The organism is Cupriavidus numazuensis, assembly GCF_905397435.1.
GTDB classification, from domain to species: Bacteria; Pseudomonadota; Gammaproteobacteria; order Burkholderiales; family Burkholderiaceae; genus Cupriavidus; species Cupriavidus numazuensis.
Genome location: NZ_CAJPVI010000081.1, coordinates 14,736 through 29,555, shown reverse-complemented (window position 1 = coordinate 29,555; position 14,820 = coordinate 14,736). Strand labels below are relative to the sequence as shown.

At 66.2% G+C, this 14,820-nt stretch carries 12 protein-coding genes; 4 read left to right on the top strand and 8 right to left on the bottom strand.

Features of this window, described 5'->3' with window-relative positions; genetic code table 11:
* Positions 1-203: 203 nt before the first annotated feature.
* From KHO41_RS37395 to KHO41_RS37360, 8 genes are all read right to left on the bottom strand, one after another.
* Positions 204-1,625, bottom strand: a complete 1,422-nt coding sequence (locus KHO41_RS37395; RefSeq protein WP_211958265.1) for a DUF1254 domain-containing protein — start codon at positions 1,623-1,625, stop codon at positions 204-206.
* A 95-nt stretch (positions 1,626-1,720) separates the two neighbouring features.
* Entirely contained in the window at positions 1,721-2,785 is a 1,065-nt protein-coding gene (locus tag KHO41_RS37390; RefSeq protein WP_211958264.1) for a CaiB/BaiF CoA transferase family protein, read from the bottom strand.
* A gap of 74 nt (positions 2,786-2,859) precedes the next feature.
* Positions 2,860-3,774, bottom strand: a complete 915-nt coding sequence (locus tag KHO41_RS37385; RefSeq protein WP_211958263.1) for an SDR family NAD(P)-dependent oxidoreductase — start codon at positions 3,772-3,774, stop codon at positions 2,860-2,862.
* Positions 3,775-3,820: 46 nt separating this feature from the next.
* Positions 3,821-4,612 carry a citryl-CoA lyase gene (locus KHO41_RS37380; protein ID WP_211958262.1) on the bottom strand — a complete coding sequence of 264 codons (792 nt, stop codon included), beginning with the start codon at positions 4,610-4,612 and terminating at the stop codon, positions 3,821-3,823.
* A 24-nt stretch (positions 4,613-4,636) separates the two neighbouring features.
* Positions 4,637-5,134 (bottom strand): MaoC family dehydratase, encoded by a 498-nt coding sequence (locus KHO41_RS37375; protein ID WP_211958261.1) that lies wholly within the window; start codon positions 5,132-5,134, stop codon positions 4,637-4,639.
* 11 nt (positions 5,135-5,145) lie between these two features.
* Entirely contained in the window at positions 5,146-6,294 is a 1,149-nt protein-coding gene (locus KHO41_RS37370; RefSeq protein WP_211958260.1) for an acyl-CoA dehydrogenase family protein, read from the bottom strand.
* A gap of 19 nt (positions 6,295-6,313) precedes the next feature.
* Positions 6,314-7,066: an SDR family oxidoreductase gene (locus tag KHO41_RS37365; protein WP_211958259.1), complete on the bottom strand. Its 753-nt coding sequence runs from the start codon at positions 7,064-7,066 to the stop codon at positions 6,314-6,316.
* 42 nt (positions 7,067-7,108) lie between these two features.
* A complete protein-coding gene (locus KHO41_RS37360) occupies positions 7,109-8,296 on the bottom strand; it encodes a lipid-transfer protein (RefSeq protein ID WP_211958258.1) in 1,188 nt (395 codons plus the stop codon).
* A 310-nt stretch (positions 8,297-8,606) separates the two neighbouring features.
* On the opposite strand from KHO41_RS37360, the gene KHO41_RS37355 reads away from it, so the two are divergent.
* The 4 genes from KHO41_RS37355 (at position 8,607) to KHO41_RS37340 (ending at position 14,808) form a co-directional block, all read left to right on the top strand.
* Complete coding sequence (locus KHO41_RS37355) at positions 8,607-9,800, top strand: acyl-CoA dehydrogenase family protein (protein WP_211958257.1); 1,194 nt, start codon at positions 8,607-8,609, stop codon at positions 9,798-9,800.
* 14 nt (positions 9,801-9,814) lie between these two features.
* Positions 9,815-10,936 carry an acyl-CoA dehydrogenase family protein gene (locus KHO41_RS37350; protein ID WP_211958256.1) on the top strand — a complete coding sequence of 374 codons (1,122 nt, stop codon included), beginning with the start codon at positions 9,815-9,817 and terminating at the stop codon, positions 10,934-10,936.
* 36 nt (positions 10,937-10,972) lie between these two features.
* Complete coding sequence (locus KHO41_RS37345; protein ID WP_211958255.1) at positions 10,973-11,881, top strand: SDR family NAD(P)-dependent oxidoreductase; 909 nt, start codon at positions 10,973-10,975, stop codon at positions 11,879-11,881.
* Positions 11,882-11,994: 113 nt separating this feature from the next.
* Positions 11,995-14,808, top strand: coding sequence for a LuxR C-terminal-related transcriptional regulator (locus KHO41_RS37340; protein WP_211958254.1), 2,814 nt, complete (start codon positions 11,995-11,997; stop codon positions 14,806-14,808).
* The last annotated feature ends 12 nt before the right edge of the window (positions 14,809-14,820 follow it).

Sequence of the window (14,820 nt, the reverse complement as noted above, 5' to 3'; positions counted from 1 at the left end):
GTTGCCACGCTGGCGAGGCAAGCAGTGTTCAATCTGTCGATATTGGGCTTCGGTGATTTCCATCACCGAAGCATACAACTAAATCAAATTAGTGTGAACAGGCCCTAGCAGCAACGCGGCCGATGCTGCAACCGGTCTTGTTTTGGCGTTCATCCCACTCGTTCCACATATCGAAAATCTCACTGCTGCGCCTCTTACCTTCATCAGTCCACCTTCCTGACCGCCGGCGGTGTCCAGGAGCCGTCCAGCGCCTCGCGCCGCGGCGAGTACAGGCGCATGGCGAGATTGAACTCGCCCTTCGGCGCGGGCAGCCAGTTCGATGCCCTGTCCGGCCCCGGTGACGCGTTCTGGATATAGATATCGAGCGAGCCATCGGGATTGAACTTGAGCTTGTCGCGGTCGCCCAAGGCAAAGCGGTCAAGCGAGTTCGCCACCTGGTAGCCGTCCTTGTCGTACAGCGTGACCGACCAGAAGGCACCGGCAGGAGGGAGCCCGCCCTTGCCGAAATGCAGCACGTAGCGGCTGGCACCGCTGTAAGGCCTGCCCTCCCCATCCACAAACGACGCCGGATACACGGCATCCTCCGGCAAGTTGACACCGAGGCCGATCAGCGCCGCCATCGCGCGGAGCTTGTAGACGGTCCCATAGGTGCCGACGGTGTTGGTCTGATAGAACCAGCCGTTGACGTGGGTACCAATCCCGGCGCCGCTCTTGCCGGATCGCTCCAGATCCGCAAGCGCGTCCCTGGCGGCAGCATTGATGGTCTTCACCAGCGCCGGATCGAGCTTCGACGCATCGAAAGGCTTGCCGGGCTCAAGGCCGATCTTCTTCATGCGGAACAGGATCGGATAGTCGTTGCCGTGCGGCGGATACTTTGCCATCAGGTCGGCGAGACGGCCGAGCACCGTTACGCCATCCATCTTGTTCACCTGGACGAACGGTGGCGTCTTGTTATCGATCGCCGGGTCGGTCGGCATGGCCACTGCAGAAGCGTAGTTCTGGCCCCACTGGCTGAGCGGCGTCAGCTTGTAGCCGTCCTGGACCTTGTGGACGTTCGCATAGTCCGCAGGCCCGTTCGTTTGCGTGCGGCCGAGAATCCAGATGGTCGATGTCGGCGCGACGATTCTGGTCATGCCGTCCGGCAGCGTTCCGTTCCAGCCTGGTGCCACGATGGCGAAATTGCCTGCCTTGGAGCCCGTCGTGCGTGAGCCGACGACGCTGAACACGTCCGTCCACATGTCGAGCATCGGCAGCAGGTAGTAGCGTCCGCTGGTATCGGGAACCGACAGGATGATCGGCTCGCGCGAGAGATCGAGCCAGACCGGCGAGTACAGGGTATCGAAGTTGTAGCGAACGACATCCTTGTTCTCGGCGCGCGGATATGTGCGCGCATGGGCGAACTGGTTGAGCGGTGCGCGCAGCGGAACGGTGTTCGCATCCGGCACGTTGGTCGACTGGCGCATGCTGACGTCCATGGTGACGATCGGATAGGCATACACATAGGCATCCCGGGCGATCTCCCTGACCTCCGCCTCGGAGGTGCCCTGGGCAAACGCTGGGGCTACCGATGCCGCTCCGAGGAACACGGCGACGAAAGCCGCGACGGATTTCACTTTGGTTCTCATCCTGCTCATCCTTGAAGTCAGGGATTTCATGGTTGGTTGATTCACCGAGGGGCAAACGGACCGGCATTGCGATCACGCGAACCGGTCCTGGTCACTCACTCTCCCCCGCGCACGCCCGCCATCGCCACCGGATAGCGGAAGAAGGCACCGTTGCCTTCCGCAGCCAGGAGCTGCCTGCGCTGGCCATGCTCTGCAGAGCGCAGCGCGGCCGGTGTCACCACGGGCGATGCCGGAATGTCCGCCTCGATCAGCATCGACAGCAGCGCGTCGGCCTCGAACGTGACCACGCGGGCGGCAATGGCCGCATTGATCTGCGCCGCCAGCGCCACTCGCGCATGATGCCCGCCGAGCGCCAATAGCTGCGGGTCCAGTTCGAGCAACCGGGCCAGTCGGTCCCAGAAATGATCTTCCAGCGCGGCAATCGAGATCAGGGCGTCGTCTGCCGTACGGAAGACCCCGTAGGCCGGCTTGGCGAGGATGTCTTCGCGCTGGGCCTGCAGCGAGTCCAGCCCTGCTTCGTCGAAATGACCGAGGCGCGGATTCATCCAGTGCATCGCGCAATCCGTGAGCGACACGTCCAGGAACTGGCCCCGGCCCGTTCGCTGGCGCTGGTACAGCGCGGCCAGCGTGCTCGACAGCCCGTACATCGCGCCGCACAAGTCGGCCAGCGGAATCCCGGCGCCGTGGTCGGGCCGCGCCGGGTCCGTGCCGGACAGCGCGAGCACCCCCGCCACGGCGAGATAGTTGATGTCGTGCCCCGGCACCTTCGCCAGCGGGCCTTCCTGGCCGAAGCCCGTCAACGAGACATAGATCACGCCGGGATTGGCGGCCGCCAGCGTCTCGTAGTCGAAGGCCAGCCGCGCCATCACGCCGGGCCGGTAGCCCTCGACCACGATGTCGGCGGTGGCCGCCAGCTTCCAGACCTCCGCGGCCTGTTCCGGGTCCTTCAGATCCGCCATGAGGGTCTGCTTGCCGCGGTTGACCGAGCGGAACAGCCCAGGCGCGATCCGGCGCGCGTTGTCGCCGTGCGGCGGCCGCTCCACCTTGATCACCGTCGCACCGAGTTCGAGCAGATTCTGCGTCAGGAACGGGCCGGGCAGGAGTTCGGAGAAATCAAGAACGGTGACCCCGTCGAGCGGAGCCTTGGTCTGCTGCGTCATCGTGTGCTAATTGAAGGAGAGCAATGGAGTGCGGCACGCCATGAAAGGCGCTGTCGCACTCCGGACAAGCCGGGTCAGATCGGGTCCCAGCAGATCACATCGGGCGAACGTTCGAGCGGTACAAAGCTGCCTTTCATGGCCGGCATGGCGGTCTCGGCGAGCGACTCCACCGTCCAGCCGCCGTCGCGATGGACCGACCGGATCGGCCGGTTCTGCGAGAACAGGTAGATCTCGTTGGCGCGCACGCCGAAGATCTGCCCGTTGACTGCGCTCGCGGCGTCGCTGGCCAGGTACACCGCAAGCGGCGCAATCTTGTTCGCTTCCATGCGCTGCAGCCGGGCCACGCGCGCCTGCTGCTCCGGCGTGTCGGTCGGCATGGAACTGGTCATGCGGCTCCACGCGAACGGCGCGATGCAGTTGGAGCGCACGTTGTAGCGCGCCATGTCGACGGCAATCGACTTCGACAGCGCGACGATGCCGAGCTTGGCGGCCGAATAGTTGGCCTGCCCCACATTGCCGAGCAGGCCGGCGGTGGATGTCATGTGAATCATGCTGCTGGACGACTGCTCGCGCATGAACTCGGAGGCGGCACGGCTGATGTAGAAGGTGCCGAACAGGTGGACGCGCACCACCGCTTCGAACTCCTCCGGCTCCATCTTGTGGAACATGCGGTCGCGCAGGATGCCGGCGTTGTTGACGACGCTGTCCACACGACCGAAATTGTCCACCGCGCATTGCACCACGCGGCGCGCGCTGTCCCACTCGGAAACGCTGTCAGTACTTGCCACCGCCGTGCCGCCCGCCGCGCGGATTTCTTCCACCACGCGCTGAGCCGGCGAGGCATCCTGTCCTTCGCCCGACAGCGATGCACCAATGTCGTTGACCACCACCTTCGCGCCCGCGGCGGCCACGGCCAGCGCGACTTCCCGGCCGATGCCGGTGCCTGCGCCCGTCACGATGACGGCTTTCTGTTCGAGGCTTACTGTCATTCTGTCTGTTCTCCCGAATTCTGTGGATCCGATTCGATAGGCCGGATCAACCGTTCTTCGCCTTGCGCACCGGGATCTCGTTGCGCGAATCCTGTTGCAGCACCAGGTCCCAGAGTTGTTGACCGATCGGCTGCTGGCGTTCCTCGTACAGGTGCGCTAGCAGGCCGGCCGCACGGCCCACGAGCATGAAGCCGCGTGCAAGCAGCGGGTCCAGCCCCATGTCGCCGATGATGGCGCCGATGGCGCCCACCGCGTTGATCGGCAGGTTCTTGCCCATCTCTTCGCGGAATACTGTCTCGATGGCCATCATCAGGCGCCAGTGCTTGCCATAGCAGCCGTTCTCGCGCGACACGCGCGCCAGCGTCGGCACACGCGGATCGCCCTGCACGTGGATCGGGTGGCCGACGCCATAGATGGCCTGCTTCTTTTCGCGGGCCACGCGAATGGCCTCACGTGCGCATGCAAGCACGGCCTCGTCCGAAGCCTCCTCGGGCAACTCGCGCGCCGCGTGGATCAGCAGTTCCGCCGCGTTCTGTGTGGTGCCGAGGAACACGCTGCCCGCGCCGAGCAAGCCGGCCGCGACCGCGGCCTGCATCGCCTCGGGCGCACCGAGGTAAGTCAGGCGTGCGCTCATCGCGCTGGGCGTCAGGCCATGGTCGCAGGCCGTGACGAGGATCAGGTTGATCATCCGCTTCTCGCGCTCGTCCGGCACGCGGTTGAGGATGGTGAGCATCATCATCTCGACGAAGTCGAGCTTGCCCAGCAGGTCGTTCGACAAGTCCTGGCCGCGTACGGTGATCTTGTCGAGCGTGGTGTAGCCAATTTCAGTGGTGACCATGGAACATCCTTCTTGTATCGGTCGTCAGGCGGCCGGGCGGCGCAGCACCATCATCCGGGCGTTGCACTCGCAGACCACTTCGTCGCGTTGATTGATCGCCAGGCGGCGGAATTCAACAATCCCCCGGCCGGCGTTCGAGGTTTCCCGGCAGCCGGCCACTTCGATGCGGCCACGGATGGTGTCACCGATCAGCGTGGGCTTCGGAAAGCGGAAGCTGACTTCCAGCAGCCCGACAATGGATGGCTCCAGCAACTGGTTGATGACCGTGCGCGTGTTCAACCCGGACAACACCGACGCCACCAGCATGCCGTGCGCGATGCGCTTGCCCCAGGCCGTGCCGGCGGCGTACTCGGCATCCACGTGGACGCGGTTGTAGTCCGCACTGAGCGCAGCGAAACCCACGACATCGGCCTCGGTAATGGTGCGGCTGGCGGTGTCGAACGCCATGCCGGGCGCCAGGTCTTCCCAGTAATAGCGAAGTCCTTCGAGCGCGGCAGGCGTCAGCGATTGCGTTGCGTGCATGTCCGCCCTCCTCACACGATGGCCGACATGCCGAGCACTTCGCGCCCGACGATCAGCGTCTGGATTTCCGCGGTGCCTTCCGGAATGAGTCCGCCACTGGTATCGCGGAAGATCCGTTCAAGCGGATACTCGGTGGAGTACCCCAGGCCGCCATGCACGCCGATGGCGATCTTTGCCACTTCATGCGCGGCCTCGGCCGCATAGAGCTTGGCAATCGAGCACTCGATGCGCGACGGCAAGCCCTTCTCCAGCGTAACGGCCGCCTTGTAGCCCAGCGCCCGCGCCGCTTCCACGCGCACCATCATGTCGACGATGTGCTTCTGCACGAGCTGGAACTCGCCGATGGTCTTGCCAAACTGCTTGCGCGTCTTCGCGTATTCGACCGACAGGTCCAGCGCTGCCTGCGCGGCACCGACCGCGCCCATGGCGATGTTCATGCGCCCGTAGTTCAGGCCGACCGACATGGCCTTGAGCGCCCCGCCCTCCTCGCCCAGCAGGCTGGACTTGGGCAGCCGGATGCCATCGAGGAACAGCTCCGACGTGCCCGACGCCTTGAGCACCATCTTGTCGACCAGCCGCGCGTCGATCGGCGTTTCCGCCTTGTCCAGCAGGAACAGCGAGTGCCCGCCGTTCGAAGTGGCGCTGTGCAGGCGCGCCAGCACGATCACATAGTCGGCCGCCACGCCATTGGTGATCCACAGCTTCGAACCACTCAGCAGGTAGTGGTCGCCCTTGTCCTCGGCGCGGGTTTCGATGCCGGCCGGGTTGGAACCGTGGTTCGGCTCGCTGAAGGCCACGCACGCGCCCTTCGTGCACGCCATCACTGGTGCCAGGAAGCGTGCCTTCTGTTCCGGCGTGCCGAGCTGGCTCACCAGCCGCGCGAACACGTTGGTGATGTTGACGATGGTACGCAGCGAGCCCCAGTAGTAGCCCGCGTCCTCGAGCATCATCGCCCACGTGATGAAGTCGAGGCCCAGGCCGCCGTCTTCTTCGGGCAGCATGCCGCCGATATAGCCAAACTGGCTGACACCGGCAAGCACGTCCAGCGGAATGCGGCGCTCGCGCTCGCAGTCATTGATGCGCGGCGCCACTTCGTTCTTCAGATAGCGGCGGATGCTGTCGCGCAGCGCGACCTGGTCTGCGTTGAATTCGAAATCCATGATGCTTTGCTCTGACAACTCAGGAAGAGAAACGGCCGCCGGTCACGTACAGCGTGACGCCGCTGATATACCGCGCACGGTCCGATGCCATGAACGCGACCGACGAGGCGATGTCCTCGGGCATGCCGAGGAAGCCGACCGGGATCTTGGCCAGCGCGGTGTCCCGCAAGGCTTCGTAGGTGGGATTGGCACGCATCAGTTCGGTCTCGACGAAGCCGGGGGCCACCGCATTGACGGTGATGCCGTACTTCGCCTGTTCCAGCGCCAGCGCCCGGGTAAAGCCGATCAGACCCATCTTGGCGGTGCTGTAGTTGGTCTGGCCGGGGTTGCCGAACACCGCCCGCGAGGCGATGTTGACGATGCGGCCCCAGCGCCGCTCCATCATCGACGGCAGCACGGCACGCGTGCAGTGGAAGGCGCCCTTGAGCACCACGTCGACCACCGAATCCCACTCGCCTTCGCTCATCTTCGTCAGGTAGCGGTCCTTGTTGAAACCGGCGTTGTTGACGAGGATGTCCACGCCGCCGAAGGCTTCGGTCGCAGCCGCCACCATCTGCATCACGTCACCCTCGTGGCACACATCGCAGCGCGTGGCGATGGCTTCGCCGCCGCTCGCCACGATCTCGCCGGCCACCTGCGTGGCAACGGCCAGGTCGATGTCGGACACCACGATCTTCGCGCCTTCGCGCGCCAGCGTATGCGCCGTCTCCGCGCCAATCCCCCGGCCACCGCCGGTCACCACGGCGACCTTGCCGCCAATACCCAGATCCATGCTTTGTCTCCTTCCTGCTAATGCTTACCAGCGGCCCAGGCTTCAGTCCTGCTTCTGGAACAGCGTGATCACGCAGGCGCCGCCCAGACCGATGTTGTGGGCCAGCGCGTTGCGGGCACCGGCCACCTGACGCTTGTCCGCCGTGCCGCGCAGCTGGTGGGTCAGCTCGAAGCACTGAGCCAGGCCCGTCGCACCCAGCGGATGGCCCTTCGACAGCAGGCCGCCTGACGGGTTGGTGACCCACTTGCCGCCATAGGTGTTGTCGCCGTCGTTGACCAGCTTCTCGGCGCCGCCCGCCTCGCACAGGCCGAGCGCTTCATAGGTCAGCAGTTCGTTGTGGGCAAAGCAGTCGTGCAGCTCGATCACATCGACGTCCTGCGGGCCGACGCCGGTCTGCTCGAAGACCTGCGTCGCGCCCAGCCGGACCATGTCGGCACCGACCACGCGGATCATGTCGCGCGCGTCGTAGGTGCTCGGCAGGTCGGTGGTCACGGCCTGGCCGGCGATCAGCACGTCGGTGCGCAGGCCGCGCTTGCGGGCAAACTCCTCCGACATGACGACGGCGGCAGCCGCGCCGCAGGTCGGCGGGCAGGCCATCAGGCGCGTGATCACGCCGTCCCACAGCATCGGCGCGTTCATCACGTCTTCGGTGCTCAGCACGTCGCGGAACACGGCCAGCGGGTTGTTGGCGGCGTGGCGGCTGGCCTTGGCGCGGATCTTTGCGAACGTCTCCAGCTTCGTGCCGTACTTCTGCATGTGGGTGTAGCCCGCGCCCGCGAACTGGCGGATCGCGCTCGGCAGTTCCGGCTGGCCAACGAGGTCGATGGTCAGCGCCATGGCGCGCTCCAGCGCCGGCGCGCGGTCGTCCCAGCGCGACTTCAGCGCGCCGGGCTGCATGAACTCGAAGCCCACCGCCAGTGCACACTCGACCACGCCGCTGGCCACGGCCTGGCGGGCCAGGAAGAGCGCCGACGAGCCGGTCGCGCAGTTGTTGTTGACGTTGATGACCGGGATACCCGTCATGCCCACCTGATACAGCGCCTTCTGGCCGCTGGTGGAGTCGCCGTAGACGTAGCCGGCATAGGCTTGCTGCACATCGGCGTAGTCCACGCCCGCGTCCGCCAGCGCCTGGCGTACGGCGGCAGCACCCATGTTGTCGTAGGTGTCGCTGGCACCCGGCTTCTTGAACGGAATCATGCCGACGCCGGCGACAAAGACTTTGCGAGTCATGCTGGTCTCCTGAATATGGGAAGTGGCAGGCGTTCCGCCTGGATGCACGCCATGTTCGCGACGACCGGGCTGCGTGAATCCCACCGTCAAATGGTGGGATTTACGCATCCGGCCAGATCGGGCTGGATAGCCAACACATCACATCGCACGCGTAGCCCGGCACCCCACCAGACAAGGGTGGTATTCCCGCACGCCGACCCGCGCTACCTTCCCCAACACGACGACACGCCGCATTGGCGACAGGCGGACCGGCCCCTTCGCGGATCCGGCGCCCGCCAGAGTCAAGAGACATGGGACAGGAGGCAGCAGCATGGATTTGCGTTTTTCCGCAGCCGAGGAGGACTTCCGGCACGAAGTGCGGGATTTCGTCCGCTCGGCATTGCCGGGCGATATTCGGGAAAAGGTGTTGAATCACCGGCAGCAGAACAAGAGCGACGCCGTACGCTGGCAGCAGCTCCTGCACGCGCGCGGCTGGGGCGCGCCGACCTGGCCGAAGCAATGGGGCGGCACCGGCTGGTCGGTGCTGCAACGGCTGATCTTCGAAATCGAGACCCTGAAGGCCGGCGCGCCGCGCCAGATGCCCTTTGGCCTGACCATGATCGGCCCGGTGCTGATGAAGTACGGCAGCCCGGCCCTGCAAGAGCGCTTCCTGCCGCGTATTCCCACGATGGAAGACTTCTGGTGCCAGGGCTACTCGGAACCCGGTGCCGGCTCGGACCTGGCCTCGCTGAAGACCCGCGCCGTGCGGCAAGGCGACAAGTACATCGTCAACGGGCAGAAGACCTGGACCTCGTTCGCCCAGTACGCCGACTGGATCTTCTGCCTGGTCCGCACTGATCCGCAGGCCCGGCAGCAAGAAGGCATCTCGCTGCTGCTGATCGACATGAAGTCTCCCGGCGTGACCGTGCGTCCGATCTACGCGCTTGACGGCACGCACCACGTCAACGAGACCTGGTTCGAGAACGTCGAAGTCCCCGTCGAGAACCTCGTCGGCGAGGAAAACAAGGGCTGGACCTACGCCAAGTACCTGCTCGGACATGAGCGCACCGGCATCGCGGGCATCGGCCACTGCTATCGCGAACTGGCCCTGCTCAAGCGCTACGCGACCGAGACGCCCGACGGCCGCGGCCGGACGCTGATCGACGACGTGCGCATGCGCGACCGGATCGCCATGCTGGAGATGGACCTGATGGCGCTCGAAATGCTGCTGCTGCGCGTTGCGACGCAGGCGGCCGGCACGCCGGGCCCCGAAGCGTCGATCGTCAAGATCCGCGGCTCGGAACTGCAGCAGAACATCGCCATGCTGCAGATGGAAGTGGCCGGGCCGAACGGGTGGCCGTTCTCTCCGGCATGGCTGGAAGCCGGCGTGGTACAGCCGGTCAGCGGACCAGACTGGGCATCGCCCGCTGCGTCCACGTATTTCGACATGCGCAAGACCTCGATCTATGGCGGTGCCAACGAGGTCCAGAAGAACATCATCTCCAAGATGATCATCGGGTTCTGAAGGGACGGCGAACCATGGATTTCAGCTACAACGAAACACAGCGCATGCTGGCGGAAAGCCTGCGGCGCCTGATCGACACGACGTGCACGTTTGCGCATCGGCGCCAGAGCGCCAGGCATGGCGCAAGCTTTGACCCCGCATTGTGGTCGACCCTGGCCGAACTCGGCGTACTGGGCCTGACCGTGCCCGAGAGCTACGGCGGCTTCGGCGAGAGCGCCGCCAGCCAGCTGGTGGTGCAGCGCGAACTGGGCCGCGGCCTGGTGCTGGAGCCGATCATCCCGGCGGCCATCGCCACCGCTATCCTGAGCACGCACGGCAGTGCCGCGCAGCGCGAAGCGTGGCTGCCCGCCATCTCGCGCGGCGAACGTGTCGTCACGGTGGCCTATCTGGAGCGCCAGTCGCGCTACCGGCCCGGAGCGATCGAGACATCCGCCGCTGCCGACGGTGCCGGCTTCCGCCTGAACGGCTTGAAAACGCTGGTCTGGCACGGCGCCGCTGCGCAGGGCTACCTCGTCAGCGCGCGGCTTGGCGACGCTGTCGCCCTGTTCCTGCTGCCGCGCGACACAGCGGGGCTGACCGTCACCAGCTACCCGACCATCGACGGACAACAAGGTGCCGACCTCGCCCTGCGCGACGTCAGGCTGCCGGCAGACGCGCTCATCGGCACGCCGCACGACGGTCTCGCGGCCTTGCTGCTCGGACTGGACCACGGCATCGCCGCGCAATGCGCTGCCGCAGCCGGCGCGATGGAACGGCTGATCGAGATCACCACCGAATATCTCGGCACGCGGCAGCAGTTCGGCAAGCAGTTGGCGACGTTCCAGGCGCTGCAGCATCGCGTGGCCGACATGCTCGTGCACAAGGAAATCGCACTGTCGATGGCCTTCGTCGCGGCGCAGGCTCTTGACGATGCCGACCCCGCCTCGCGCCGGCGCAAGCTGGCGGGGGCCAAGGTGCTGACGGCCAAGGCCGCGCGCTTTGTCGGCCAGCAGGCCGTGCAACTGCACGGCGGCATGGGCATGACCGATGAACTGGAAGTTGGCGACTATTTCAAGTACCTGGCGATGACCGATGTGCTGCTGGGCGATACCGACTACCACATGGAGCAGTACAGCGCGGCCATGGCCGCAGCCTGACCGCACCGCATCGCAAATACCGAAACAGGAAACAGCATGAGCATTCGATTTGATGGCAAGGTTGCCATTGTCACTGGCGCCGGGGCCGGCCTCGGCCGCCAACACGCCCTTGGCCTGGCAGCGCGCGGCGCGACCGTCGTCGTCAACGATTTCGGCGGCAGCGTGGATGGCACCGGCGGTTCGTCCGCGGCCGCACTGGCCGTGGTCGAGGAGATCCGCCAGGCCGGCGGCACCGCCGTGGCGAACGGCGCAAACGTCGCCGACTTCGCGCAAGTGAGCGCGATGGTCGAAGACACCGTTGCGCAGTTCGGCCGCGTGGACATCCTCGTCAACAATGCCGGCATCCTGCGCGACAAGAGCTTCTCGAAGATGGAGGTGGCGGACTTCACCGCCGTGATGGACGTCCATCTGATGGGCGCCATGCATTGCACCAAGGCGGTCTGGGAAGTCATGCGGGCACAGCAGTACGGACGCATCGTCATGACCACATCGGCAGCCGGCCTCTACGGCAACTTCGGCCAGGCCAACTACGCGGCAGCCAAGATGGCGCTGGTCGGGCTGATGAACGCGCTGCATCAGGAGGGCACCAAGAGCAACATCCGCGTCAACGCCATCGCCCCGATCGCGGCCACGCGCATGACCGAGGAACTGCTGCCCGCCAACATGCTGGCAGCCATCCAGCCGGAGCGCGTCACGCCCGGCGTCCTGTTCCTTTGCAGCGAGAACGCGCCGTCGCGCACCATTCTGTCTGCCGGTGGCGGCGCATTTGCCGTGGCCGCCATGGTGGAGTCGGCACCGCTCCCGCTGGCCGGGGATGAACTCTCGCCAGAAGGCATCGCGGCTCGCTTCCAGCAACTCGCCGACCTGAGCGCCCCGCAGCGCTACGAGGTTGCCGGCGAGGAAGTGCGGCGCTTTATCCAGACCGTGTTGACCGCGCAAGCCTGAGTCTGCCTTACGGGCTGTGGTGGCGCGCTGGCGCCCCTTTGCGGGGACCGGCGCGCCACCCCTTTGTGCTACATTGGCCCAGTCCCCCGGAACACAAGCGTCCTGTGGCCAGCATGTCCGCCCCCATTCCTGACTCACCGTCATCCGAGACCCGCGTCAATGCGGTCGAGAACGCCGATACGCGGCTCGTGCCGCCACGGCCCGGCCGCGGGGTGGTGCCGCGCACCGCGCTGCTCGACCGCCTGACCCAGAACCGCCGACGACGCTGCTTTGTCGTCCAGGGCCCCGCCGGCTACGGCAAGACTACGATGCTCGTGGCGTGGATGCGGGCACTCGGCGCCTTCGGGTATGACGTCGCCTGGCTGTCCCTGTCGGAAGACGACAACGACATTGCCAAATGGATCGAAGACCTGGCCGGCAGCTTCGCCAGGGTCGATCCGGCCATTTCGCGTGAAGCCGGGCTGCTGAGCCAGGTGGGCAGCGGCAGCGATGCCGTGGAGCGCACCATCATTGCACTGGTCCGCGGCATTGCCCGCCACGGCCGCGAACTGGTTTTTGTCCTCGATGACGTCCATCTGCTGGCGGACCCGCGTGTCCATGCCGCGCTGCAATGGCTGGTCGACTACGCGCCGGCCAATCTGCATCTGGTGCTCGCGTCGCGTTCGGCCATCCCCGCATCGCTGGACCGCCTGCGCGCCGAGAACGAGCTGCTCGAACTCGACGCTGGGGACCTGCAGTTCTCGGCCGACGAGTCCGAACAGTTCCTGAAATCACAGCTCGGCGAGCTTGACCATACCAGCGCGCAGCGCCTGCATGGGCTGACCGATGGCTGGGCGGCCGGCCTGCAACTCTTCACCCTGGCGTGGAAAAAGCAAAGGCGCGGCACGCCCAAGCCGGAAGCCGCGCTTGCGTTTTTCCAGAAGCAGCTACGGACCGCGCGCGCCTTTTCCCTGTATTTCGAACGCGAAGTCCTCGACCGGCTCGCAACACCCGAACTGGACCTGCTGGTGCGCGTGTCGCCGTGCAGCCGCTTCTGCGCCTCGCTTTGCGCGCGCCTGCTTGACGACGGCACTACGCAAGCCGAAGCGGCGGCGCGGCTGGCCCGGCTGGAAAGCGACAACCTGTTCATTTCGCGTGTCGGGACCGAGCAGCAAGATCCCTGGTATCGCCTGCACCCATTGCTGAACGAGGCGATGTCCGAGCGCTTCGCGGGGCTTGACGCGACGACGCGCCGCGCCCTGCAGCAATCGGCGTGGCACTGGTTCCGCGACCACGGCCTGCCGGAAGAGGCTGTCCAGCACGCGCTCGACGCCGACGAGCCGCAAGCCGCGGCCGAGATGGTGGAAGCCTGTGCGGAAGACCTGTTCCTGCGCGGGGAGCGGGTGCGGCTGATGACGCTGGTACGCCTGCTGCCCAAGGCCCAGGTCCAGCGCAGCCTGGCATTGCAGCTATGGATGGCGCGCGTGCAGCTCTATCGACGCGAACTGGACGACTGCGCCGCATCGCTGGACGCCGTGGACGAGGCGATGCCGCGCGACGACGAAGCCAACCGCTTCATGCTGATTGCGCTGCGGGGCGCGCTGGCCGTCCTGCGCGACGACACCGACAGCGCGCAGTCAGTGCTGCCCCGGCTCGAAGTCCCGCCAGCCGCTGCCACCGCCGTCACGCTGGGCGGCAGCCGGCACATCCTGTGCTGGCTCTACATGCGGCAAGGCCGGTTCGAGCAGGCGCGCAGCCTGCTGTCGGATCCGCCCGCGGCGCAAGGCTTGCTGCCGGCAGGCTCCGTGACGGGCACGCTGTACGGCCAATGCCTGGCCGGCCTGAGCTACCTGATCGAGGGAAGGATGACCGAGGCCGAACGCATCTGCCGCCCGGTGCTGCGCGATGCGGAAGCCGGCGGCATGGCGTCGGCCGACACGGCCAACCTCGCCATCGCCCTGCTGGGCGAAATTCTCTATGAGCAAGGCGAGGACCAGCGGGTACGCGACCTGCTTGAGGCACGGGTCGATGTGCTGGAGTACATCTCGCTCCCCGACGCGGTCCTGCGCCTGATGACCGTGCTGTCCGGCACGCGCTGGACGGCCGGCCACCGCCTGGAGGCCTTCTCCTACCTGGAACGGCTGGAGGACTTTGCGATCCGCCTGGGACTCGACCGCCTGCTCGCGCACTGCCTGGCCCTGCAAGCCTGGCGCCGCACCGCGACCGGCGAGGTGGCAGCCGCACAGGAGTGCCTGGAGCGGCTGGCCACGATCGACGCGCGCTACGCGCACCATGCGCAGTCACCGTTCAGTGAGATTCACCACGTGGCACAGGTGGCAGCGCTGCGCTGGCGGCTGGAGACCGGCGACATCGAACAGGCGCGGCGCGATATTGGCAGCCTGCTGGACGACTGCGCGCGCCATGGCAGGCAGCGCGAGACCGCGGCCCTGTTCATGCAGCGCGCCGTGGTGGAGACGCGCAGCGGGCGCCCTGCGGCGGCGCAGGCCGACGTCATCGCTGCACTGGAGCTTGGCCACAAGCTCGGCCTCATGCGCACCCTGGTCGACAGCCATGCCGATGCGCCCGCCCTGATCGCACAGGTCGCCGCCGATCCGGCACTGGACCCGGTGCTGGGCTTCTATGCCGAGCGCGTCCTGCGCCGGACCGAAGCCCTTGCTGCGGCACAGGCGGGCAAGAGCAACCGCAACGCACCTGCCACGGCGCCAAAGCTCAGCCAGCGCGAAGCAGACGTGGTCTGGCTGCTCGGACAAGCGCTGACCGCCAAGAAGATTGCCCGTGCCCTCGGCCTTTCGCCCGAGACGGTGAAATGGCATCTCACGAACATCTACGGCAAGCTCGGCGTGTCGGGCCGGGACGAGGCCATCGAGCGGATCCGGGATCTGCAGGTGCCGAGGGGACAAGGCACGCCTCACTCGCAGGGCAACTGAAACGGTATTCGG